Annotated in this window: 18 protein-coding genes and 1 pseudogene; 10 read left to right on the top strand and 9 right to left on the bottom strand. The window is 59.6% G+C overall.

Annotated features, from left to right (window positions below; all coding sequences use genetic code 11):
- Nucleotides 1–21 precede the first annotated feature (21 nt).
- On the bottom strand, nt 22–4,044 hold the full coding sequence (locus ACP2YP_RS25250; protein WP_426418989.1) for a helix-turn-helix domain-containing protein: 4,023 nt from the start codon (nt 4,042–4,044) through the stop codon (nt 22–24).
- Between the two features lie 154 nt (nt 4,045–4,198).
- On the opposite strand from ACP2YP_RS25250, the gene ACP2YP_RS25245 reads away from it, so the two are divergent.
- The gene (locus tag ACP2YP_RS25245; protein WP_426418988.1) at nt 4,199–5,302 is read left to right on the top strand and encodes a Fic family protein; all 1,104 of its coding nucleotides are present in this window, start codon (nt 4,199–4,201) and stop codon (nt 5,300–5,302) included.
- Between the two features lie 91 nt (nt 5,303–5,393).
- Here ACP2YP_RS25245 and ACP2YP_RS25240 read toward each other — a convergent pair whose 3' ends face one another.
- The 3 genes from ACP2YP_RS25240 to ACP2YP_RS25230 are packed head-to-tail and all read right to left on the bottom strand — an operon-like array spanning nt 5,394 to nt 7,218.
- Nucleotides 5,394–6,104, bottom strand: a complete 711-nt coding sequence (locus ACP2YP_RS25240; RefSeq protein ID WP_426418987.1) for a DUF6602 domain-containing protein — start codon at nt 6,102–6,104, stop codon at nt 5,394–5,396.
- A 23-nt stretch (nt 6,105–6,127) separates the two neighbouring features.
- On the bottom strand, nt 6,128–6,940 hold the full coding sequence (locus ACP2YP_RS25235) for a nucleotidyltransferase (RefSeq protein WP_426426268.1): 813 nt from the start codon (nt 6,938–6,940) through the stop codon (nt 6,128–6,130).
- 14 nt (nt 6,941–6,954) lie between these two features.
- Nucleotides 6,955–7,218, bottom strand: coding sequence for a DUF1883 domain-containing protein (locus tag ACP2YP_RS25230; protein ID WP_426418986.1), 264 nt, complete (start codon nt 7,216–7,218; stop codon nt 6,955–6,957).
- Nucleotides 7,219–7,437: 219 nt separating this feature from the next.
- Between ACP2YP_RS25230 and ACP2YP_RS25225 the strand changes: the two genes are divergently transcribed.
- Nucleotides 7,438–7,899, top strand: a complete 462-nt coding sequence (locus ACP2YP_RS25225) for a helix-turn-helix domain-containing protein (protein ID WP_426418985.1) — start codon at nt 7,438–7,440, stop codon at nt 7,897–7,899.
- Between the two features lie 6 nt (nt 7,900–7,905).
- The gene (locus ACP2YP_RS25220) at nt 7,906–8,472 is read left to right on the top strand and encodes an ImmA/IrrE family metallo-endopeptidase (RefSeq protein WP_426418984.1); all 567 of its coding nucleotides are present in this window, start codon (nt 7,906–7,908) and stop codon (nt 8,470–8,472) included.
- Here the strand turns inward: ACP2YP_RS25220 and ACP2YP_RS25215 are convergent.
- Together ACP2YP_RS25215 and ACP2YP_RS25210 are read right to left on the bottom strand one after the other, a co-directional pair.
- Complete coding sequence (locus ACP2YP_RS25215; RefSeq protein ID WP_426418983.1) at nt 8,469–9,056, bottom strand: NYN domain-containing protein; 588 nt, start codon at nt 9,054–9,056, stop codon at nt 8,469–8,471. The genes ACP2YP_RS25220 and ACP2YP_RS25215 overlap by 4 nt on opposite strands.
- A 201-nt stretch (nt 9,057–9,257) precedes the next feature.
- Nucleotides 9,258–9,755: a hypothetical protein gene (locus ACP2YP_RS25210; protein ID WP_426418982.1), complete on the bottom strand. Its 498-nt coding sequence runs from the start codon at nt 9,753–9,755 to the stop codon at nt 9,258–9,260.
- Nucleotides 9,756–9,777: 22 nt separating this feature from the next.
- Between ACP2YP_RS25210 and ACP2YP_RS25205 the strand changes: the two genes are divergently transcribed.
- Together ACP2YP_RS25205 and ACP2YP_RS25200 are read left to right on the top strand one after the other, a co-directional pair.
- A complete protein-coding gene (locus tag ACP2YP_RS25205; protein WP_426418981.1) occupies nt 9,778–10,116 on the top strand; it encodes a hypothetical protein in 339 nt (112 codons plus the stop codon).
- A gap of 708 nt (nt 10,117–10,824) precedes the next feature.
- Nucleotides 10,825–12,264: a MobA/MobL family protein gene (locus ACP2YP_RS25200; protein WP_426418980.1), complete on the top strand. Its 1,440-nt coding sequence runs from the start codon at nt 10,825–10,827 to the stop codon at nt 12,262–12,264.
- 218 nt (nt 12,265–12,482) lie between these two features.
- Here ACP2YP_RS25200 and ACP2YP_RS25195 read toward each other — a convergent pair whose 3' ends face one another.
- Together ACP2YP_RS25195 and ACP2YP_RS25190 are read right to left on the bottom strand one after the other, a co-directional pair.
- A complete protein-coding gene (locus tag ACP2YP_RS25195) occupies nt 12,483–13,211 on the bottom strand; it encodes an ATP-binding protein (RefSeq protein WP_426426266.1) in 729 nt (242 codons plus the stop codon).
- A 134-nt stretch (nt 13,212–13,345) separates the two neighbouring features.
- Complete coding sequence (locus tag ACP2YP_RS25190) at nt 13,346–13,534, bottom strand: hypothetical protein (RefSeq protein WP_426418979.1); 189 nt, start codon at nt 13,532–13,534, stop codon at nt 13,346–13,348.
- Nucleotides 13,535–13,719: 185 nt separating this feature from the next.
- On the opposite strand from ACP2YP_RS25190, the gene ACP2YP_RS25185 reads away from it, so the two are divergent.
- The 5 genes and pseudogenes from ACP2YP_RS25185 (at nt 13,720) to ACP2YP_RS25165 (ending at nt 21,016) form a co-directional block, all read left to right on the top strand.
- The gene (locus tag ACP2YP_RS25185; protein ID WP_426418978.1) at nt 13,720–14,010 is read left to right on the top strand and encodes a hypothetical protein; all 291 of its coding nucleotides are present in this window, start codon (nt 13,720–13,722) and stop codon (nt 14,008–14,010) included.
- A 642-nt stretch (nt 14,011–14,652) separates the two neighbouring features.
- On the top strand, nt 14,653–15,228 hold the full coding sequence (locus tag ACP2YP_RS25180; protein WP_426418977.1) for a hypothetical protein: 576 nt from the start codon (nt 14,653–14,655) through the stop codon (nt 15,226–15,228).
- Nucleotides 15,229–15,389: 161 nt separating this feature from the next.
- Nucleotides 15,390–15,770, top strand: a pseudogene (locus tag ACP2YP_RS25175) (transposase); the annotation flags it as partial.
- Between the two features lie 586 nt (nt 15,771–16,356).
- Complete coding sequence (locus ACP2YP_RS25170; protein WP_426418976.1) at nt 16,357–19,485, top strand: ATP-binding protein; 3,129 nt, start codon at nt 16,357–16,359, stop codon at nt 19,483–19,485.
- 49 nt (nt 19,486–19,534) lie between these two features.
- Nucleotides 19,535–21,016 (top strand): hypothetical protein, encoded by a 1,482-nt coding sequence (locus ACP2YP_RS25165; protein WP_426418975.1) that lies wholly within the window; start codon nt 19,535–19,537, stop codon nt 21,014–21,016.
- Between the two features lie 477 nt (nt 21,017–21,493).
- Here ACP2YP_RS25165 and ACP2YP_RS25160 read toward each other — a convergent pair whose 3' ends face one another.
- Nucleotides 21,494–22,399: a hypothetical protein gene (locus ACP2YP_RS25160; RefSeq protein WP_426418974.1), complete on the bottom strand. Its 906-nt coding sequence runs from the start codon at nt 22,397–22,399 to the stop codon at nt 21,494–21,496.
- Nucleotides 22,400–22,438: the final 39 nt, after the last annotated feature.

The following is a 22,438-nucleotide window of genomic DNA, read 5'->3' as shown; positions in this document are numbered from 1 at the left end:
GAGCTGTCGTGAGACGGCGAATTAGTCCTCAAAAGACTCCTTGACGTGCCGAGACTCCGCGAGGCCTTCCTCGGCATGTTTCCGAATTCCGTCGTAAAGCTTATGGGCGGGTGAAAACCGCGGGAGTGATTGGAGTATCTGCTCGCTCTGCTCCTTCATGGAGACATCTCGCGGCATCGGTTCTCCAGCAGTGCCTGAACGGACACCGCTGATGGCCGAACTGAAGAGGGCGCCGATTGCGTGCTTCAGCGCTTCCGGGCCGACCTGCTTGGCTTTCGCCAAATAGCGCTCCACGAACGGACGATGGGTAAAGACAAAGGAATGGTGCGCCTCGTTGAGTATGCCGGCAATCAGGTCCAAGTCCTGCTCGTCGGATGTCGCAATCCACTCTTCAAGGAACTTGACGGTCTCGCCATCGAAGGGCCTGAAACAGGTTTCGAACAGCTCGCGGGCACGGTAGGTGAACAGGAAGGGTTTGCCCTTGCCCGCTCTCATCCACTCGGCCACCATCCTGAGCAGCTCCGGATAGATCCCGGAATCGCGAAAGCGCAGAGGGACGTGACCGTAGGGCCCGTGGTTGATCGGGCGGTATTTCCATTCCTCCTTCTCGCCGGCACGGTCGACCCGGCGCGTGAAGAAGTTCATGGTCTCTCTGGGAAATGCCTGCGACGCCTGGGCCAGAAATTCTTCGATCCAATGACCATCAAGCTCGGCAACCGCCATCAGCTTGTCCAGGAGGCATTCAACATCCTCCTTCGCCAGATGCTTGAATAGTCCGTTGAACGAGAAGACCGTCAGCAGTTCGTTGGCGAGCTGTTCAGATTCGCTAATATTTGCGACACGGGTCAATTCGATGACCAGGCTGACGTTCTCTTCAGGGAGGCTCGTAAGGGCATTGATCGCATTCCGGACGACCGAGGTGTTCGGGTTGGATAGCAACGACCGCAGGACTGCGATATCGGCATCGTTATAGAGCCCGCTGGCCAAGATCCGGTAATAGGCCTGAGCAACCGAGGCGAGGAATTGTTCGCGGCCCGTCGCAAGCGGCTTCCCGATTGCCGCGCGCGCTTCGTCCGGGCTGTGATCCCATAAGGCGATCAGGGCCCCGGGCAGAAAGCGGGCGGTTTCCGATTCAGAATGGGCCAAAGCGTTGGCCAGGGTGGCCCGACCGAACTCGATTGATGACCGTGTCAGAGCTTCATACAGGGTATAAGGTACCGCAGACGACCGTTTGTAGTTCTTGGAGATGCTCGCTAGAAGGTTGCCGATGAACGCGCGACGCGCCTCTGCGTCGGGATAAGTGGTCTCCAGGTCCGAAACCAGGGCAGCGATGTGGGTGGCCCACTTCTCCCGATGTTTGATCGGGTCGATGCGCCGAAATTCGATGCCGTGGCCATCGACGAGCACCGTCAGCGTCCGAAAGCCAAGAGAATTGGGTAAGCCTGCCTGAAGGCGGCGTGCCGCGTCAGAGGCGTCGCCTTTCCCGTACTGAATGTGCCACGAGATCGCTTTCCACACCGATAACTGGACGAGGTCGTCTACAGGGCGAGCCCGGAGCGCGGCCTCGATCGCATTCAAGCCTTCGACGAAGACACCAGTCCACTCGTCCCGGGTCTTCGGCGAAACGGCGCTATTGAACATACCCATCGGGTACCTAAAAGCTTTCGCCAGCGCGTCAGCCGCGAGAACGCCGAGACGAACGTCCGGATCGAAAAGCAGGTCGATGATTTTGGTCAACACCTTGGTGCGAAGCGACTTGATTGCCTCAACCCTCACGAAGTGAGGTTTAAAGGTTAGCGAGAAATTGTGAGATTCGGTGATGTGCCCTTCGGTATCGAAGATAGGTGTAAGGATATCCAGCGGCGTGTAGGCGTATTGCCATGTATCCGGTCGCTCAAGGAGTGACAGCCCGAAATCGACGATCGCTTCGTTGTAGACCAGTGGCTTGTTAGGTTGGACCTCGCACAGTTCCGCCAGAATGCGGATCGGGTGCTCGGGATGCTGCGCAAGCGGGCGGCTGTCGTGCTTACCCAGCTCCCATAGGGCTTCGCAGGCTGGGCGCACGTGGGCAAAATTGAACGCCGCGTTGCGAAGGATTTCAGGAAGCTGCTTGAGAAACTTGCCTTCGTAGATCAGCCGCTCCGCAAACTCGATTGCTTTGGAGGGCTGATAGTACGCAACGGCCGCAACTGCCTTAATGTGTGGATCGCCGTAATCGCGCTCCGGCTTGAGCTTACTCCAGACTCCATCGACCAGTTTGCTGTTACTGGGATCGCCATTCGACCGCCGCCAATCGAGTCGGCTGAGGTTGATCAGGAGATGTTCGGCTTGTTTTTCGGTAGCATGTGCGAAGACGGTCTCGGCGTAGCCTGATGAGGCACCCAATGCGCCGACGCAATGCTCCTCAATGATGTAATCGGCCAGGACGTCGGGCGAGAGCCTAAATTGCGCACCGCGCTTGAACAGGACACCGGCTTCGATCAACAAGCGCATGATGCGGGTAGCATCGTGCGGTTTGACGTTCTCAACTTGCTCGATGACGTGAAGGAGAGCCGTATCTTCGGGATGAATGGGCTGTAAAAGCGCAAGCATCCGTAGGACGTTTTTGATTGTTCCCGCTTCGCTCTTATTTCCTATCTGTCCTGCGATGATGGTCTGGAAGCGCGAGAAAAGCAGCGTCCTGAAGGTGTCCTCGTGCTGAGCAAGGTCAAACTGCCGCTTCTCCTTGGCGACGACTTGAGCACCTACGACGGTGGCCAACGGGCAGTCGCGCGTGAGGCGGGCGATGTCCTTTGCGGCGGAAATCGGTCCGCCGTGCTTCTTCAGGACCTGGTTCGCGAGTTGTTCGCTTTCGGCGAGGGTCAACCGCTCCAGTACAATTTCCCTGAGGGACGGGCCGACCAAGGAGAATATGCTGGCCTGCGCCTTGATGTGGTCGAGCCCATAGGGACGGAAGGAGAGGAAAAGCTTGGCTTTGTTGGAAGGATCGGCAGCGTACTGGAAGAGCATCTGCAAATCGCTCTGGTCGTGCGCGTCATCGACGACGAGCAACTTTTCCTTATCGCCCAAATCCTCAAGGCTTTTCTTGGTTAGCTCGGCGTTGCGCGACAAGTAGCGGACGACGATGCCTTTGTTGTCGGCTTCGAATGCCTCAACGGCCTGTTTGAGAACGCGTGACTTGCCGGACCCGCCGGTGCCGATCAGCAGGACTGCTGAAACGCTCGGTTCACTTAGAGCCTGCTTCAGGGCGTCGAGGTCGCCCCGGCGGCCGACGAGGTTCCAGACGTGGTTGAACACGCCCTCAGCGTTGTTGAAGGCGGCAAAGAATTCGTCGCTGGTCTCCCAGGGGCCCGCTTCGTTGACACCGAGGAGTGCGAAGCGCTGGCCCCGAAAGAAGATGTCGACGAGCCTCACCTGATCGGCGATGGGGAATTGGCGGATCTTGTAGGAGATGTCTTCGCGGTCCCAGATTTCCCAATCCGGATGGTCCTTGATGACCGCGCGGTCTTGCGGGCTCGCGATCTTGGTCAGCAACAGGACTTTTTTCGTGGCCGCCGCCGTGTGCTTGGCGACTGCGTCGCGCACTTTTTGAGGGCCGAATTGATCGACGCGCTTGCATTGAAAGCTGAACGTCGTGCCGTCGGGGAAGTTGGCGGTGACGTCGAGGCCATCTTGGGTGTGTCCCTGTCCGCCGGCATGTTCGACGCGGGCTTCGGGGTACATGGCCTGTAAGAAGTGCCGACAGAAGCGTTCAAAGCTGTCCGGGGTAAGTCCGTCAATCGGGAATGGCTGGTCAAAACTCACCACTACCGTCTTCCGGGTGAAGCCAGCGGCGGCGAGGAGGTCGGCCAAGTCAGCCTTCAGCACGGCGGCGATCAGGGGCATCTGCCGGTCACGCGGGCGCGATTGTCCCGCTTCCCACCTGCTCACTGTTTGCTGGCTGCTTTTGACGAGGGTCGCCAACTCGGCCTGGCTGTCGATTCCCGCCTTTTGGCGGAGTTCTGCCAGTAGCTTTCCGAGCGCATCATATGGAGGGGGTGTCATTTCATTACTCATTTTTCAGGTAATACACATAAAATGAGTGAAAATCTACGCTGGAGTGCTTAAAAGGCGCACTGATCCCTGATGAGTTATAGAATTGCTTTCTATAGCTCAATACGCGCCCTATAGTGAGTTATAGAAAGGAGTTCTATAACTCATGCTTTGGAACTGGGAAGAGCCGACTTGGCCCCATTTTACCTATGACGCTGCCGCCCTTGACCCGTTGGAGGCTGAATTCCTCCTCCGCTCAGGGGAATTCATCGGCGCGTTCAAGCATGTCCGCCCGGACGACCAGGAGAACCTGCGGATTGAACTCATCGGCGATGAGGCCCTGAAGACCTCGGAGATCGAGGGCGAAATTCTCAACCGCGACAGCGTCCAGTCGTCGCTACGGCACCAGTTCGGACTTGGAGGGCAGGAAGCCGGCGTGCCTCCCGCTGAACGGGGCATCGCCCAGATGATGGTCGACCTATATCTCAACTTCGCGAGGTCCTTGACCGACGAAACTATGTTCGGGTGGCACGGCATGTTGATGAGCGGGGATCGGACCAGCGCTTATCGGACTCATCCCGACCCCATGCAGGTGGTCTCCGGGGCTATCGGCCGGCGCAGAATTCATTTTGAGGCGCCGCCCTCTGATCGCATGGCGGCGGAAATGAGCGCATTTATAAAGTGGTTCAACGGCTCCGGGCAGGATGGTAGACATCCGTTGCCAGCGATCACGCGCTCCGCCCTCGCGCACCTCTACTTCGTCAGCATCCATCCATTCGAAGATGGGAATGGCCGTATCGCGCGCGCACTGGCGGAAAAATCACTCGCGCAAAATCTAGGGCAGCCGACCCTCATTGCGTTGGCCTACACGATCGAACGCAAAAGGAAGGCCTATTACGAGGCCCTCGAACGCAACAACAAGAGCACGGAGATAACGAACTGGCTGCTTTACTTCGGCAGCACAATCCTCGAAGCGCAGGAAAATACCAACAAGCGAGTGGATTTCTACATCGCGAAGACGAAGTTCTATGAGCGTCTGCGCGGGCAATTCAACGCCCGCCAGGAGAAGGTCATCGCCCGAATGTTCAAAGAGGGAATTGATGGTTTCAACGGCGGCTTGAGCGCGGAGAACTACATTACGCTCACAAAGGCGCCACGCGCGACTACAACGCGTGACCTTCAGGACCTCGTCGCCAAAGGCGCGTTGACCAGAACGGGCGAACTTCGGCATACGCGCTACCATCTGAACCTTAGCGAAGCTGCCGAATAGGCTCCTTCCTTAGCTGTTTTAGGAGGAGGCAAGTCAGGGACGTGAAATCGTGGAATCGCATTCACGATAGATCCCGAACTGATCTGGAGCATTATCCCAGAGAACCTACCCAACCCTTCAGATATTTAGCGTACGCTCGCACATCGATCATAGGGACCGTTGCCGCCGTCTGCAGTCTCGCGATCAATTCCAATAGAAAGGCCGTCGCGGCGCGTTTGTCGGCCTCGATTTCGTAGCTCTCGTCCTGCCTCATAAAAATGCCATGGGCCGCCACGCACCCCAAGTCCAGCGGTGCGATCATTTCCGCTGCCTTCAAGGCCTTGAGCAGTGTGGCGCCCATGGGCGGGCTCCATTCGCTCTCAAACGTCAGCAGGCCGCCGAGGATGTGCCCTGGCGTCTTGGCCGGCTGCGGCCCACCGGCGGACGGGATAGGCAAGCTGGTGCGGTGCAAGGCCCGCACGCTGGCAATCTTCCTCGTCGCGTATTCGACCTGATCCGCATCGATCGATTGCTTGGCCTCGAATACCGCGTAGACACCCTCGGCGGGGATCACCAATGTGCCGTCCTGCTTAAAGATCAGGGGCGTGTACTGGCGGTCATAGATGACAATGTCGATCTGCTGGCTGGCGGTGTCGGTGCTATCGATGACAAACGCCCGGTCGACCCGATAGCGTTCCGGCAGATAGTTCTTGAGCAACTCGATCCAGATGCCTTCGGTCGCGTCGCCCTTGGCCACCGGGTGGCCGATGGCGCCACGGCTGCGCTCAAGCCGGAGCGAGATCTCGCCGTGCAGCCCGGCCAAGAGCCTTTCGAGCGACCAGCCTCTCATACAACGATATCCCGCCAATAAGGCGCAGCAAGCGCGGCTATGGCGGCTTTTTTGATGGCCTGCTTCTCTGCGATGGTGAGATCTTCCGAGATGATGTTGTTGGTGTTGGACGGGTCGACGAACCTCGCCGTTGCGATGTTGTCGCGCAGATAGGCGAACACCGTTCGCATGTTGTCAGCCAGCGGCGACAGCCACGCGTATTCAAGCGCCTTGATGACCGCGAGTTCGAGGTAGAACGACGGAAATTCCAAGCCCTTTTGGGTGCGCCAGAGCTTGATGAGCCGGATTTCCGCCTGACGTCCCGAGCCTTTCACTTTCGCGATGTGCTGCGAGATGTCGGTTTTAGTCCAGGTGTCTCCGCGCCGTTTGTAAAGGCTGTGATCATTGAACAGCCAGTTCTGCCGTTTGCCGGGCACGAGGTCCACGGCGTAGCCATTGACCTTGATGCCGATCGAGACGTTCTGCGGGCGCGGCTGATGACCGGCCGCCTTCAGCGTCGCGGCCAGCGTCTTGTGGATGTCGGACAAGGTTTCCACCGTGTCCGGCGAAAGCGAGATGAACAGATCGAGATCTGTGCCACTCCGGTTGGCCGTGCCTTTCGCGTAGGAGCCGCTCGGCGTCATGTCGAGCAGGTATCGGCCGGCCCATTGATCAACAATTGGCTTGATCACGCCAGGCACGAACAGCGCAGGCGACGCCAGGCCGGTGCTGACCTGCTCGCGCGCCAGAATAGCGTTCAGGTAATCCTGCTCGGACATCATTCGCCAACCTTGCGGGTTCAGGACGCCGAACTGTTCGAGCGCGTTCATCAACAGGCGTCCTTCTATGAGAAAACCCTGACGCCGGCCTGGATCGTGCCCGAGCGTCCGCCAAGGTCGATGGCCACGTGCCAATGCCCCGACTGAGGTACACGCAGCCTGATGGGCGACTGCCGTGCCTCGCCGCCGAAGTAGCGGTGCTGCCCGCCTTGGCGGTAGCTCTGGAAATTGCTGGCATCCATTAACCGCACGTTGGCGGCGTGGTCGAGGCTGACCTCGACCACCGCCCCGCTGTTAAGAAAGCCCAGGTCGTTGTGGACGAAGTTCATGGCTACTTGTCCTTCACCGTAGTGTTGGGATGGGACACGCCGTGCTTGGTGGTGACGTAACGGCCGGAGACCGCGCTGCGGTAGTGCGGCCCGCTGGAGCCGTGGCTGCCCGCCGACTCATGGACGGTTGTATTAGGGTGCCCGCGCCCATACTTGGGAGTGACATACTGCCCAGAGACCGCGCTGCGGTAAGGACCGCTGCCTTTAGAAGATTTCGACATGGTTGGTATCTCCAAATCAGCAATTGCCAGAACGGCATCGATTGCTATCTTGCAATTGTGGCCCGATTCGGGTCCAAGATCAAGGCAGGCGGATCACGGGATAATGGCGTCAGGAAAATTCGATGGGGAGGCGTTCTTTGCTGCAATCGACGGCGTGCGAATCGCGCGAGATCTCACTTGGAAGAAAGTCGCAGAGCAATCGGGGGTGCCGGCATCTAGCCTGACCCGCATGTCCCAAGGGCGGCGGCCCGATGTGGATAGCTTGGCGGCGCTGTGTGCTTGGTCGGGCCTGAAGGCCGAGCAGTTCACCCGCGGTATCTCGAAGCCACGAGAAGGGCGAGAGCCACTTGCGGAGCTAACGGCGCACCTTCGGGCTGATCCTAACCTATCGAAAGAGGGCGCCAAGGCGCTGGAGGCGTTGATCAAGGCCGCGTACCAGCAGTTTAGGAAAAGGCAGTAGCTGGGAATGGCCTACCGTCGGGGGTTCAAAGCTGAAGCGAATTGGTATGCGACCAGCCTCCGCGAGGAGTTGGATATCGCTCCTCATCTTCCGCTTTGCCCCTGGCGACTGGCGAGGCATCTCGAATTTCCTGTCTTTCCGTTGAGTGATTACGCAAAGCTGGCGCCCGAAGCGGTTGCCTACCTACGAACGGTCAACGGTCAGAAGGATTTTTCGGCTGTTACTCTGGCGGTCGAGCAGGAGCGCTTCATCGTTCATAACGACGCCCACGATGAGAAGCGGCAGGCCGCAGATATCAGCCACGAGCTGGCGCACGGCCTGCTCTTGCACCCGCCGATGAGGATTTTCGACCCTTCGGGCACGCGCAACTACGATAAGGCAATGGAAGAGGAGGCCAACTGGCTAGGGCCCGCGCTTCTGGTCTCGGAGGAAGCCGCCATGCACATCGCTGCACTAGATCTATCAATCTCTAAGGCTTCAGACATGTACGGGGTTAGCGAGCCATTGGTTCGCATGCGGCTCAATGTGACCGCGGCCTATCAGCGGGTGGCAAACCGTCGCCGTTACGCCTAGGCCCGCAATTTGGCCGGGGCAGCCATCGAGGCTCGCACTGGGCCCACATTTGAAGCGGTTCGAGTAAACTCTTCCAGCTTGTCGTCCAACTCGAAGAAATTGGCGGCTACTTCGCGAAGCTCCCGTGCCGCCTGGCCCCAAAATGCCACCTCGACTTTGAAGCCGCGCTCGATCAGCTTGGCGACGACCGGCACAAAGTCGGAATCCCCGGCAACCAGCAGCATATCGTCATTTTCCTTGTCGATGACGTTAAACGCGTCATCCATCATGGCGGTTGCGATCGCCACGTCGACCTTCTTTTCCTTGTTGCCGGCATTCTTGTTGAAAACCTGCGTCTTGAACCCGGCCTTGTCGACCATCTTCCAGAACGAGTCGCCAGGAGGCGGAGATCCCCAAAGCTTGGCTACGGTGTTCTCTCCACTCACGTACTTGTAGAGCTTTCCGTAATCCAACACCCAGCCATGATCGACGACCCCGTTGTTCATGGCTTCCACCATATTCTTGGCCATCCCCTTCTTCACAGCCGATACCCGGGAGCCCTCAATGTAGAGGTTTGAATTATCGACGTAGGTGTAGGTGGTCATGCGGGTGCCTCTCCAATGAGGATGGTGACAAAATAATCAAAATAATGATTTAGGAATATAATAAGCCCGACGAGCGGGGTTGCTCGATATGGGCACGCGGAGTCGCTGCCGCAAGGGCACGGCGGGTCTCCCAAGCATTGGCCTCAGATCCGATCGTCGCAATATCGCAATTGCGATTCTACGACGATCTGACCGAAGCGCCTAAGCCGCCGCCGGGGAATTGGAGCCTCTGCCGTCATCAAGCATCTGGAGCACCCGAAGCGAAGCGGTCAACCCACCGACCATCCGCATTGCCGCTTCCGGTTCGTGAGGATCGCCGCTGGTGCGGAGGCCACCGAATAACTGAAATACCCAAATCGACATCTCGGGAAAATCCATGCCCTGCGCGCCCTCATACACGAGGGCACCGGCGCCGATATTCTCCTTGATACGAGTGCGAGCATTGCTGGACAGCAGTTTTCGGTGAACCTCTTCTCCCGCCCGGTTGAGGAAGCCCGCCCAAACGCCGTGCTTCTGCCGGTCGAGGACCACCCCGAAATGGTGATAAAGCAGCCCCTGTGTGATGAACTTGAACAGCTCGCCGACGCGGTCACCGTGAAGGGGCAGCGTCATCGCCGGCAGCAGGATGCCATTTTGTAGCGTCAGTGTGAATCGGCGTGGGGTCTCTTCGCCAATCGGCACGATAAGATTTTGATTCAATTGGCGCTGTGGGGGTCATGCTTTGGCGCCGATTCACACCCTAGTCGCGCGCTTCAGGTCGGCCATTTATGACCAGCATCGGAGCGCGTTCTTCGAGTTGTTTCTCTACCATCTGCTACTGGCGCGGGGTTTGAAGGTACTGGAGATCGAACCCAAGCTCGAACATACGGACAAGTCGCCTGACTTCCTCGTCGAAAACGTCGAGGCGGTGCAGGCGAGCGGCCTGTCTGCTCAACAAGTTGCCGCGCAGGCTCGTCTCAACACGGCGCTTTCCGCGATCGACAGTACGCCTTCTCCCTTGCACTTCCTTGATCTCCTTGTCACCGGCAGCCCGACGGCCCCCTATCCACTAAGAAGCTGAAGACGGCACTCAATCTTGGATCGCGGGGTTGCCCGCGGACGAGTCTTCGCGGCAGGCCGCTCCTTTTGAGAACGCAAGAAAGGCGAGCCGATGCACGAGCTGGTTGGGCTTCCTGCCAATTGGCCAGATGAGTAGAAGGCGGCGCCGCTTTCAGCTCTCCGGGCCGGGTTCGCGCCGCCGTAGCCGCCTGGTTAGCGAAGCTCTCCTCGGAAGTGCTGACCGGTGCAAACTCTCAAAAGGTCAATTTAAAATGCGCCGTCGAGGAATTTCGTGGCAACCGTCAGGGTAGCCTGATCCAAATGCTCCTTATTTAAGGGCATCGATAGGGAGAATTTCTAAATGGCACCCGATCTTGAAGATATCTGTCCTGGGGGAATTGGCTGAGCCGACCGGTTGCTCCGCCGGGTGCCCATCGACGCTTCAGGTATTAGCCGAGCCCGGCCGCGAAACGATGCCTTCTGTCGAGCCGATCCAAGAGTTGCGGAAGGCCGCAGGCATGTTTTCGAGCTGTCGCGTGTAGTGGTGGCGATCGGTATCCAAACACCGTAAACGAACTCATCCGTGGCAAAGCGCTGGACATTCTTCCAAAGCCGCTGGTGCCTTGCCGAGAACCCGCGTTGAATCGTACCTCGGGAGAGGTCGCTTATGTGTCGGGCGCGGAGGGCTACACCTTTGAATAGTTGTTTGTGTCATATTAGATTTGGGGTTGTGCAAAAAAGCAAAGGCTATACTTCGCTTGCGCGCTTCGCCTATCAAACAAACGGCTATGTCAACGACGGGGGTCGGCGCGCCGATTACGGGAAATATCGCGGCGATCACGACGGAGGTTTGATACTGTTACCCCACGGCGCCTCCGCGGAATTCGCCGACATGGGCAATTTCCTCATGGCGGCGTCGGCGAGAGACTTACGCGTCGACGCACAGTGCGGCAGGACGATAGATTTCGCGCTGCCCAGAGAATTACCCCGAGAGCTTTTGCAGCCGGTCGCAGCATTTGTGATCGCCGACTTTACCGCCCAGGGAATGGCCGCTCGGCTGGACATTGAGTACCCAATCGCTTCGGACGAGCACTACAATCCCCATTGCCACGCCTGGGTATCTCAGCGAGGCCTCGAATTTGATGGCTTCGGCAACAAGCGTCCGGAATGGGACCGACAGTTCCTGCGGGATAAGGCGCGATATGCGCGGGCACTTATAGCAGGGCGCCTGACGCTGGCCTGCGCACTGCTCGGTGTCGCGGCGTACGTTGATCCCCGCCGGAATGAGGAGAGGGGGCGTCCTCAGCCTGAGGAGCGGATTCCCACCCAATTCTGGCGCATGTACGACCGCGGAGTCTATGTCCCAGGGATCGAGAAATTGAAGGATACCCGCCGGGCAAACAAGGCGGCTGAGGTTGTCCGGCCCTCGGACGCCGAGGCCAGCGAAAAGGTCCACTCGGTCACTGTCAGGAATGCCGTCAGCCAACGCAATCCGCCGAGCGATGAAGTGCGGCAGTCCTGCATCAATTTCGTCGTGCCGTTGGCGGAGGAGGACGGCGCTGAGGTACGCGGGACGAAAGAGGACAAACCCGAGATCGTGCTGACGACCCGCGCCGGCTCAGTCGTTTTCGACGGTGAGATATTGAGTTGCGAGGGAGTAGCGGGGACGGCGCGAGCACGGCTGATTGCCAAATTGGCGCGAGCTTTGGATTGGCCGGCAGTTATTGTGGAAGGAGACGCCCAATCGACCGACCAAATTATTACTGCGGGCGTGATTTTGGGCGTGACCGCTATCAATACCTGCGCAAGTGAAGATGCTCTGGGGCTTATCAAGAAAAAATTTGGCCACATGCTTGCTGATACAGTCCGTCCATTGGATCCGTTGGCGGTCGTCGACCAGCTCCTCGCGGCGTACGTTCCGCCCGCAAGGGTCGAGCCTGTTGGTACGTCTTTGGTGGGGGCGCCGAGTTCCGAGCCCGCATCTGACCTTGAATTGCGTGAAACACTAGAGCCTCTTTTCGAAGAGGAGAGCAGATGGCAGGACGACGTACCCTGGCAAGACGATCCTGACGACGCTGCTCATGCTGAGTTTGACGACCAGGCCGAGCCGGAGTCTGATCCCAATTTCGATGAGGACGAGAAACCCGAGCCGGATCCCGGTGATGCCTAGAAAAGAGGAGAGGCTGCTGAACTCGGTTCGGGCAAATGAGCTGTGCAGCTGTATTTACCGAATTCGTCGACCGAGTTCTAAATTCAAGCGGTCGCGATTACGAAACGTCGTCGGGCAAGTGCGACGAGGATCCTTGTCAAACACCATCCGGAACTGCCCCATTTGCGTCATGAAGAATTGCCCCGCCCTCGGGGTTCATGATGTCGGTTGAGGGTTGGCTACGCTGCTGACGGGACGGAGGGGAGGCGGGGCGCGACCGGAGGACCGTGAGCGGCGGACGGCTTGATGAGGCCGCTCTTTCGCGTGATCAGTATGACGCCGGTTAGCGGCAGCTGATTAACTGGAAGAACAGATGCGCCGCATCGGCAGCGACGCCGTGGTGGACTGCACACCGTAACCGGCCAGGATCGCCTCTCAGCCGAGTGCCGTCGACCGACGCCCGGCGGATCGAGCAGCAGCACATTCTCGCCGTTGGCGATCCAACGTGGCGCAGCCCGGACGCGGATCTGCTTCGGATCAATTGACGGCTGCGCCTCGACCTCGAAGCCGCAAGCTCCTTTACAGTCGGGGAGTGTGCGAGTTTCAGTGCCATCTCGATGCGGCGATGATCGTTGCTCGCGATCTCGCGCTCGTGCACCAGGAGCAACGTCTCGCGTGCCGGCAAGTTTGCGCGCCGCGTCATCGAGTAGGTTGTCGGGCCGATCGAGAGCTGCAACCGCGTCAACATGGCCTCGAGCCGATCGATTCGTGCTTCGGGCAGCCTTTTCTTTGTGTGCACCATCAGAAACTCCCTCCGACCGCGGCTTCGTATTCGGCAAGAGGGCGTTACAACGAGGGCGGCGGAGGAGCGCCGGAACTGTAGTTGACGCGGGCCAGTTCGCGCAATGATCCCAACGACGACTGCCCGCAAGCGGCTTAAACGGTGTGGCCGCCCTCAGGCGCAACATCTCCGCCACGTCATGCCGCGTCTTCTCACGTGCCCCGGTGGATCAATCCACGACATGCCTCACGTGATTCATTCCTCGTTTATTCGCTCTCTGCTCGGCAATCGAACGAGGAGGCAATTCCTCGTGCTGAGGGATCAGTTTTCCATGGCACGCGACAGCGCTTGAGTGACGGCGGAAATTTCTGGCTTTAGTTTCGAGAGAAGCCGACGTGAGCCAAACGTTGCAGCCGATCCAGCGTCGATAGCGAATTTCCTATTTGAGGAGACCGCCGCACTTGTGTCGGCGGCAGTTTCCACTTCGAAATTCTCTTTTATCCAGAACATGGCTAAAGGGCCGATGTCCCATATCATGCAATAAGAAGGAAGCGACGGTTCGCCGGAGCGTCGGACATTGACAGCGAACCCGCTGTTCTCTTGTCTGCGCTATACTGCAACCGTTACTGCGGGTCCCTGTGCTTCGAGGGGCGTCCGACGCGGGGCTGCTGCTGCCGGGCCTGATCCGCCGCGGCATGCAATCGATCAACGAAAGCGCGATCCTCAAACATGTTGGTGATAGTGCTAACAAGTGCGATGACGTCGTGCTCATCGCGCAAGACGGGGGTCCAGCCTGCGTTGCTAATGGCCTTGGCAAAATCCCGCGCCAGCGCGCCGCGGGCCGCTTCGAGCTGCTGTTCGGCTTCCTGCAACGATCGCTGATAGCTGTGAGACATCCTTACCTTACCCTCCATTTCAATTTGCGGACCAAATCCCGCAACCCAGATATTTTAAGTGGAGGACCGGCTGTCAAGTCGCGCATTTGAGATTCTGTTGGCGTGTCCTTAGGCGTTGCTTCAAGGACCGATATCTCCTCGGTATCGACTATGGGAACGACGGCACCTTATCTCTCAGTCTGGTTCAGCGCCGCATCTCGTTCGATACGTATCGTCACTAGGATTTCTGAAACGACCCTTGGGAGACCTAACCTCATCGTTCGGCAAGAGGCAGCGGTTAACGCGATTTAACGATGTTCTGTCGTCGAAGTTGTTTCTGGGTGGGCGTCGCTTATCTTTGACGTGTCCGCCACGCCGGAGCGTGGTTGTGCAGCTTGGAGAGGCTGCCGGACCTCCGGACCCGGGGCCACTTTGTGGCGAAGGCATGAAGGCTTCTCCATCGACTACCCAGCCTTCTCTCGGGACTGCGCTTGCGCACCTATGAAAATCCTCTGAAACGATGCCCCTGAGGCGTCGATCGACGCGCAGCGTTGTGATTGCGCGATGCGATTGGCGTCGCGGCGGCCAAGCATAGGGAGACTAGTCTTCGGACTAGTCCTGCGAATGACTGTCCATGCCGGCGCTGAGGAAGTCTCTGACCGTGGTCCCGATACCTTTGATCAAGGGGCGGGATCTGACGCCGGTGACGAATCTCAATTGGACGAAAAAGCCGCAGAATTAGGTCTTGAACCCATGAAGGCCTACGTCCGCATCGCCCGCGGGAAGAAGAAGATGTCCGAGGCGGCTAAGGCCAAGCGGGAGTACCGAGCCCGACGGAAAGCGGCGGGGTTCGAGCAATACGTTGTCGAGGTGCCCAACGACGCGAAGGACGCCGTCTACGAGGTTGCACAGGCGTTCGTCGCCGACAAGGATAACAGCAAGAATCTCCGCTCGACCATCCTGTCGGTCGTTTCAAGCGAGACCCTGCTCGAGCTGGTCCAATTCCTCATCGAATCCGGGGTGGACGCCTCGTCGATCATCGAACTGATTAGGCGCGGGGATTTGGCCAAGATAGCGGCGATCCGCGCGGCGCGTCCTGCGCTGTTCGACGACATCGCCGGCCTTGCGAAGACCCATAACTACTTCTTCTCTGTTCTGGATTGCCTTGTCCGCCATGCGGGGGCTATCTCGGAGGATTCTGCCAAGGGCTTGCTGGAGGCGGCCGTCGCGGCGTCCGGCTGCCCTCAGGCTTTGAGGTGCATCGAGATTCGCGAGCGAGGCGGCCTCCGTGCTCGACTCCTGGGTTGGGTACTCGGAGGCATGCACTAGCCGGTAAAATGCCTTATCGGCCAGGTCGGCTCCGAGCAGGTCGGCCTATGATCGCAAGTCCAGCCTTTATGATGAGTCGTAGGACTAGTCCTACGACTAGCACTACTTTGGCAGATTGTGGCTTTTGGCGTGTTTTTTAGGATTCCCGAATCAATTTTTCAATGATTCGTGGGTGGTCGGCTCTCGGAGGGCTGACCATGGCGGAGTGGGAAGACGAACTCGAACGCTGGCTGAAGCCGTTCCTGGACCGACTGGGTCATAAGACCCGGCAGCGGATGTGCCCCTTGTACGTTGCGGGATTGATCGGCCCTGGTGATCGCAAAAGCGTTCGGCCGATGGCAGAACGCCTTGCAACCGGCAACTACGATCAGCTGCACCATTTCATCGCCGATGGTGTCTGGGACGCGACACCGTTGGAATCCGAACTGCTCAACCAGGCCGACCGGCTTGTCGGCGGCAAGGATGCGGTGCTCGTTATTGACGACACGGCAATGCCGAAGAAGGGCGAACGCTCGGTTGGCGTCGCGCCTCAATATGCGTCCAATGCCGATTGACAGCCCACGGCCGAGCGCGAGACGGCGAACGATCGGCGCTGGCCCGAAGTGCGGCGGTCAGAGCGCCGGCGGGCGGTCCTGGCGCGGCCGCGCCGCCGGCTGACGTCCTGCAGGCGCCCGCGTGATGGGCTGGCGAGCAGGCCAGCGAGTGAACAAGCGAGCAATCCGTCAAGCTGACGAGCTAGACTAGTCCCGCGGCAGCTGTAGATGGGGTGCCCTCACCGGCCAGGGAAGCCGTAAGGACCGATCTCAAGGGCTTGGCTGGGTTCGTGGTCACAGTCCGTCCGGACTGCTCCAGATCGGCCTGCGCCTGTCCGCCTGCCTGGCGGCATCGCCGCCGCCACGCCCTATGGTTGCCTAACCTCACCTATGGGTGTTAACTTTCGCAGCCGGCCGAAGGCCGCAGTTCATAGAGAGTGTTTGGCGTTTGTATTATCGAACGTCAATTGGCCGTCGGTCGGAAGAGAGCTTTTAGAGGGCTGGATGCATTACCCACCCCGAAGACTCTGGCCTGCAACGGGTATCGGCCGTGCGATGCGCTGCCAGGAGCGTTGCCGTCGACGGGGCCCTATCCGTGTCCCGTCGTAGCCCCGAAAGCCCTCATGGCAGCACACAGCCGACTGGCGGTCGCGACTTCGCGACCCCGGCAAAGACGCGCGGTCGCGCGGCCAAAACGCCAGCGCAAAATCTGATCACCGAGCGTAAATACGTCTCAATTTTGAGGGCGGATCTCCACCGCTCGACCCACCTGGTTGCCGACCTGGAAGTGGAGGAATCAATCGCCAGGCTGGCGCCGGCGCTGGCGCAGATGAGAGCTGCTGTCCATGAGCACGACGGCATCATCCACCGCGAGATGGGCGATGGGCTGTTCGCTGTATTTGGCGCACCCAAAGCCGAGGACTTGCACGCGGTCAAGGCGTGCCTCGCTGCACTCGACCTGCTGTCGCGGATCGAGGCGCTTGGCGATCCAGAGATCCGGGTGCGGATCGGGGTGCACTCGGGCTTGGTGGTCGCTGGGCCGCGCCAACTCGATTACACGCGAAGCTACGATTTCGATGGGCCGCCGCTTATAGTGGCCGAGCGGCTGCAAGCACTGGCGGCGCCGAACCAGGCGCTTGCGTCAGAGGCTTGCCAGATGCTGGCCGCGGGCTACGTCCAATTCGAGACCGGTGAGACACGCGTACTGAAAGGCTTTCCGCAGCCGGTGAGGGTGCATCCCGTCAAGGGTATCGGTGAACTCTCCAAATGGCGGGTTAACTTAGCGCGTGGTGGCAGCACCGCTTTCGTCGGCCGCGGCGGTGAACTCGCGCGCTTGCTGTCGCTCGCCAATGGCGCGCTGGCGGACAGAGTAGGTTCCTTTGTCGTTATTTGTGGTGAGGCGGGAGTCGGCAAGTCGCGTCTGGCACACGAGACCGCCGACGCGTTGCGTGTGAGCGGCTGGCAGTCGATCCAGGCCGAGTGCAGCCCTGTCATTGGGCACTCGCCGTTTTCGCTGCTCAGGAATCTTCTGAGCGATGTAGCGGCGGGATTGGCCGAATCCGAGATGATAGCGCTCAAGAGTGAGCTTTCACCAGCTCAGTCGGCCGCTCTCGAGGTGGTGCTTCACGGGACGGCTTCGGAATCCCGATTGGTTTGGGCTGGGTTGACACCTCGGGCCAGGGGGCGGGCGATCGTCGAAGCAGCGAGCGCGTTGACCCTGCGCCGGATTGGCGAACGACCCACCTTGTTGCTGATAGAGGATATGCAATGGGCAGATGAGGCGAGCGCCCCATCGATTGAGGCGGTCACGGCTCTGGCCAAGCGACTTCCACTTTTGGTTTTGGCGACGGCACGAACGGACGGCATACCGGCTTGGCTGGGGCGCCAGACATTCGTGAGGCTACCGCTTGCGCCGCTCGAACGCGCCGCTGGGCTGGCCATGCTCGACCGGATACTCGGCCTGTCGCCGCGTCTGACCCAACTGAAGACGCGCATCCTGCACCACACAGGAGCGATGCCACTGTTCATCGAGGAAGTCTGTCGCGGGCTCAGTCAGGCCGGCGAATTAACGGGAACTTGGGGCGCGTTCGAGCTTGTCTCGGCCCAGGCGGAGTTAAGTGTTCCACTCACTGTGCAAGGAGTCATTGCGAGCCGCATCGATCGCCTCGGTGCGCGAGAAAAGCGGCTGTTACAGGTGGCCGCCGCCCTTGGCCCTCGCGTGGAAAGCCGCCTTCTGCTGGCCATCAGCGGCATTGAGATGGATGCTTTCCGTAATTCTATCGCGAAGCTTCTGAGCGCTTTTGTGCTTGTCCCGCAATCGGGCGACGAGGTTGTGAGCGAACAGGCCGACTACGCCTTCCCTCACGAACTGGTGCGTCAGGTCACCTATGACGCTTTACTGGGGCCTGACAAGCTGGCATTGCACGCTCGCATCCTGTCCGTATTGGAAGCGGGTGTGGCGGCCGGGGGCGAAGGCTCGGCGCTATCCTTGTCGCTTGTGCATCACGCAGTCCAGGCTCACGACTGGCTACGGGCTGTTGACTACGCTGTTGGCATCGCGCGGCAATGCGTCACGAAGTCGGCTTTGCCAGACGCGGCCAGGTACTTTGAAACCGCACTCGACGCATTGGACAAATGCAAACCCTCGGATGAACGAGAGTGTCGCGCGGTTGATTTGAGGATCGAGGCCCGGTCGGCTTATGCCAACTTCGGTAGGGTCGCCCGCTGGCTCAGCATGGCGAGGGAGGCGGAAGCGCGAGCCGAGGCACTTGGTGACGGAAGGCGACACACCGCGGCCTTGGCAGTACAGGCCGCCGCTCTGAATTTCTGTGGTACACCGATGGAAGCGCTCGAAGCCGGCCAGAAGGCGGTCCGGGAAGCTGTCCGGATCGCTGATGAAGGATGGCTCGCCTACGCGCAATACGGATTTGGCCAGGCGCTTTACGTGGCTGGCCGCTACCGTGACGCGGTGACCACTCTGGGCCAAGCTTACAATCGCTTCGCCTCGGGTGCGACGCCGCCAGTTGGAGGTAGTGCCGCTTTCTCCGGTCTGCTCTGTTCGGTCATGGCCTGTATCTCGCGCGCTGCGATGGGAGAGTATGCAGAGGCGGAGCAAGCCCAGCGGCAAGCCGATACGGTGGCCAGCAAGGATGGAGGCGCCTTGGCAGCCGTCGCTTCCGGTTTCAGCCGCGGCACCTTGCTATTACATCGCGACGACATTCTCGCAGCCGAGGCTGCTTTGGCGACGGCCCTGGCCCAAGCTCATCAGCACGAGATCAACTTGTTCGTGCCGGTCATCGCGTGCCAGCATGGTCTGGCCCTGCTGCTGCTTCATCGGGTGGACGAGGCGCGTCGAATTCTGGCCACGGCACGGAAGGAAGCTGAAGACCAGGCGCATCGGTCCGCAGGGTTGCGCGCTGAAATCTACTCGGCGCTTTGCGTCGTAGACGACGTACATTCCTACCCTGGAGCAATCGAAGCCATACGGGCCTGTTGCTCCGTCGCATTGCAACAGGGGTACGATCCGATCAGGATCGAGGCGATGCTCGCGGAGAGCATGTTGCGAAGCAACCACGTTGCGGGCGAGCCAGCCGAGGCCGACAGATGTGAAACGGAAGCGCAGGTGATCGCTGCCCGGCTCGGAGCGCTAGGAACGCTAAGTCACTTGAGGCGCAGCTTTGCTCGGATTTTTGGAATGGCGGCGCTCGCGGAGCGTTCGATTTGATTTGTTGAGATGATCCTGGTCGAAAACCGAAATCGCAGGAGAAATGGCAATGAAAGACGAGAAAGTCGCCAGAGGTGAAGAAAAAACCGCCGGGATTGAGCGTCGCAGTCTTCTTGGCGCGGCGGCGGCAGTGGCCGTGGGAGCTGCGACGGAGTCCCAGGCGAAGGAGAAAGAGACAGCTCCTGACTCTGCCTCAATCACTGCCGCAGGTTATAGTTACGTTTACCAAGACTACGCCGGCAGTTACACCGACACATGGTTCGTGCAGAAGATCCTTTCCTCAGCGGACCAGCTCAGAAAGAAATTTCAACGAAATAAGTTGGAGTGGGGGAACTACCAAAAAACGATTCCTGGCACGGACAAGCCTGCCGGTTGGGGAAAAGACCCAACGAAGGCGAAGTTCCTTTTCCGGAATTGGGAGTCGGCAGTAGATGACGCTCGCAAAGATCTGGCGAAGCGTCCCGCGCCTTTAATCGGCCCGGATCCCGACAACCCGAACAACCGAGCGAAAAGCCTTCTGGACCACCTGGATGAGTCGATCAGGTTCGCCATTTACGACAAGAAGATGCCCGGGCAGACCCAGCCGGGGATTGAGTTCGACGTGCAAGTGACCGTTCAGGCTGCGAACAACCGACGCCACACCTTGACCGTCGCATGGCAACCCTCCGGAATGCCCAGCCCGTACAACGTTAAATCGCTGGTAATCAGGATGGTGTGCCCCTTGGGCGGTTGGCTTGGCTACGCCACGCTTGAGGCGCCGGCCACCGCCGGCAGAATCACGAAGTTCATATCGAAGTGGAAGGTGCCGATGGCTCCGAGTGATGTGGGTCAAGTCGTGTTCGTCTTCAATGGTCTGGAAAGTGTGCCTGGCCAAGGCTACATGCCCGGCATCCTCCAACCGGTTTTGCAGTGGACCGCGGCGGGCGGCTGGACCGTGCGTAGCTGGTACGTTCCTGAAACCTATCATCCGACGCCAGAGCAACTTCCGGACGCGGGGTGCGAGAAGCTTCCGGGGCAGCAGCCCAACGCAATGTGCGCGAACGTTGGCTTCCCCGCGGACAACCCAAATGACAACTCTGCCAATCCATACGTCACGAAGGCTGATCCTGTGGCGAAGGATGATCTGCTCGAGAGCCATGTGGAATGGGACACCGGCAGCCAGACCTACAAGTGCTGGTTTGTACACACGCCGGCGTCCGGCGGCGCGCCAGTCCAGCGCGGGCTTCTGACCGTGCCAGGACTGCCCGCAATGACCTATGCGGCGGCCGTCATCGAGGGCTACATCCTGTATAACAGCAAAGCGAACAACTACATTCCGCCCGCCGGTTTACCCAGCCCGGTGGAGATGGATGACGTTTATGTTGAATTTGAAATCACGCCCGGCACGCCGCCGGCCTGGGATTTCGGACGCGACGATCCATCGACGACCTCACCAGTTCAATATGGGACGAACCGGCTCAGGAGCTACAAAGTGAAGTCGCCGCCCGGTTCCAACAAATTTGTGTTCACTGCCAAAAAACCAGACAGCTAGTCATGGAGAGGGCCGGTTGGTTCCCTCGACAGCCAGCGCAGGATCGAGCCGCCTCGCCTTGGCCGGTGACGCGTTGGACAGGGCTCTTTGAGGCAGGCTTTTGGTCATTCAACTCAGGGGACCTGGTCTTTCGTGATATATTTCGCCGCTGCACAAACTTGGTCGCTATAGGAGCAAAGCGGACGTAGTCCCAGTAACATGGCGCCGCTGCTGTGTTCGCCGAGTCTGTTCTCCGGCGGCCGCCGCATTCGCTAAAAGTGCCAGCTGTTCGATCTTGCTGTGAATAAGCTCCGAAGCGGGACCCTTGCCGGAATCGCGCCAACCAATTGAATCAGCTAAGGAAGCGAGCAGCGTGGTGGGGTCCCGATCGGCGCCGATTGGGACCCCACCTCAAATGAATTCGTGGCGAAGTATCAATGCGTTGAGGTTGATCTGGGTGGGGTCCCACTTCGGTGCTGATCGACATCGTGCGCTCGATCAGGGCGCCAGCACCACGGGAGGAGACCCGGACAACGGAGCCCATCGCCCGGGGGTGTGCGCGCCGCAGATCACTTTTGCGGCGATCGACGTCGAAGGAAACGAAAGGGCCACGACCAGGCGGCGGCGATCGAAAACGCCCGGGATCTCGGCCAGCACGCCCGCGTTGCCGAGCTCCTCGCGCCGCAGACGGGTCATCACGTCGACGCTGTCGTTGGTCTGGTGGCGGACTTCCGAACCTGCGGCCACGATGAAGCGGTTGCCCGACCAGTATCCGCGGGCCCAGACCCCAAGATATCGCAGTTCGAATTCCTCGGCGCCCAGCGGGGTGGTGCTGACGCCGATCGACATGCCTTCGCCGTCGATGACGTCGTCTTCCGCATCGGCGTCTCCGGCGCTCTCGGGGCGAGCCCGCTGGAACAGCCGGCAGCCGGCATCGACCAGAAGACGTAGGCCGTCGGTGTAGATTCTGTCGTGGGTCGATCGGTCCGGCTCGGTCAGTTCCGGCGGTGTCGGGTTGCTCCCCTTGGCGACGGAAGCCACGCCGGCTGCGATCGCCCGGCCGGTCAGCCTGTATTCGAAGTCGAGCACGAGCGACTTGTCGAAGGGAGATCCGGGACAGCCGGCGACGACGTACACCTCTTTCGCGTAGGGCTTCGTCGGGTCCGTCGCGTGTCTCGTCAGACGGTTCAGAGGGCGGTAGCTCTCGCCGAAGTAGACGACATACCCGTCCGTGAGCACGTAGGCGCCCGGTCCTTTGATGAGGCCGGCGTCCGAGACCGCGTTCAGTTCGGTCATCGGGAACGCGTGCACCTCCGTCCGGCTCGCGCGGTCGGCGATGCGACGATAGTCCATGGCGTCCCCGAAGGGACGATGGATGATGGTCGTCGTGGCGATCATGGGCATGTTCTCGCTCGCATATCGAAATCGATGATCCGTGACGTC

It is taken from the genome of Bradyrhizobium genosp. A, assembly GCF_049949275.1.
Classification (GTDB): Bacteria; Pseudomonadota; Alphaproteobacteria; order Rhizobiales; family Xanthobacteraceae; genus Bradyrhizobium.
Note: the sequence above shows the minus strand (reverse complement) of the source record. Positions and strands in the feature narration are given on the sequence as shown.

What these genes read in the sequence shown, in the direction of transcription:
- ACP2YP_RS25250 (WP_426418989.1), bottom strand. Translation starts at nt 4,044, where the DNA reads ATGACACCCCCTCCATATGATGCGCTCGGAAAGCTACTGGCAGAACTC.
- ACP2YP_RS25245 (WP_426418988.1), top strand. Translation starts at nt 4,199, where the DNA reads ATGCTTTGGAACTGGGAAGAGCCGACTTGGCCCCATTTTACCTATGAC.
- ACP2YP_RS25235 (WP_426426268.1), bottom strand. Translation starts at nt 6,940, where the DNA reads ATGAACGCGCTCGAACAGTTCGGCGTCCTGAACCCGCAAGGTTGGCGA.
- ACP2YP_RS25230 (WP_426418986.1), bottom strand. Translation starts at nt 7,218, where the DNA reads ATGAACTTCGTCCACAACGACCTGGGCTTTCTTAACAGCGGGGCGGTG.
- ACP2YP_RS25225 (WP_426418985.1), top strand. Translation starts at nt 7,438, where the DNA reads ATGGTTGGTATCTCCAAATCAGCAATTGCCAGAACGGCATCGATTGCT.
- ACP2YP_RS25220 (WP_426418984.1), top strand. Translation starts at nt 7,906, where the DNA reads ATGGCCTACCGTCGGGGGTTCAAAGCTGAAGCGAATTGGTATGCGACC.
- ACP2YP_RS25215 (WP_426418983.1), bottom strand. Translation starts at nt 9,056, where the DNA reads ATGACCACCTACACCTACGTCGATAATTCAAACCTCTACATTGAGGGC.
- ACP2YP_RS25195 (WP_426426266.1), bottom strand. Translation starts at nt 13,211, where the DNA reads ATGTTGCGCCTGAGGGCGGCCACACCGTTTAAGCCGCTTGCGGGCAGT.
- ACP2YP_RS25190 (WP_426418979.1), bottom strand. Translation starts at nt 13,534, where the DNA reads ATGTTCTGGATAAAAGAGAATTTCGAAGTGGAAACTGCCGCCGACACA.
- ACP2YP_RS25185 (WP_426418978.1), top strand. Translation starts at nt 13,720, where the DNA reads ATGCAATCGATCAACGAAAGCGCGATCCTCAAACATGTTGGTGATAGT.
- ACP2YP_RS25180 (WP_426418977.1), top strand. Translation starts at nt 14,653, where the DNA reads ATGAAGGCCTACGTCCGCATCGCCCGCGGGAAGAAGAAGATGTCCGAG.
- ACP2YP_RS25165 (WP_426418975.1), top strand. Translation starts at nt 19,535, where the DNA reads ATGAAAGACGAGAAAGTCGCCAGAGGTGAAGAAAAAACCGCCGGGATT.
- ACP2YP_RS25160 (WP_426418974.1), bottom strand. Translation starts at nt 22,399, where the DNA reads ATGCCCATGATCGCCACGACGACCATCATCCATCGTCCCTTCGGGGAC.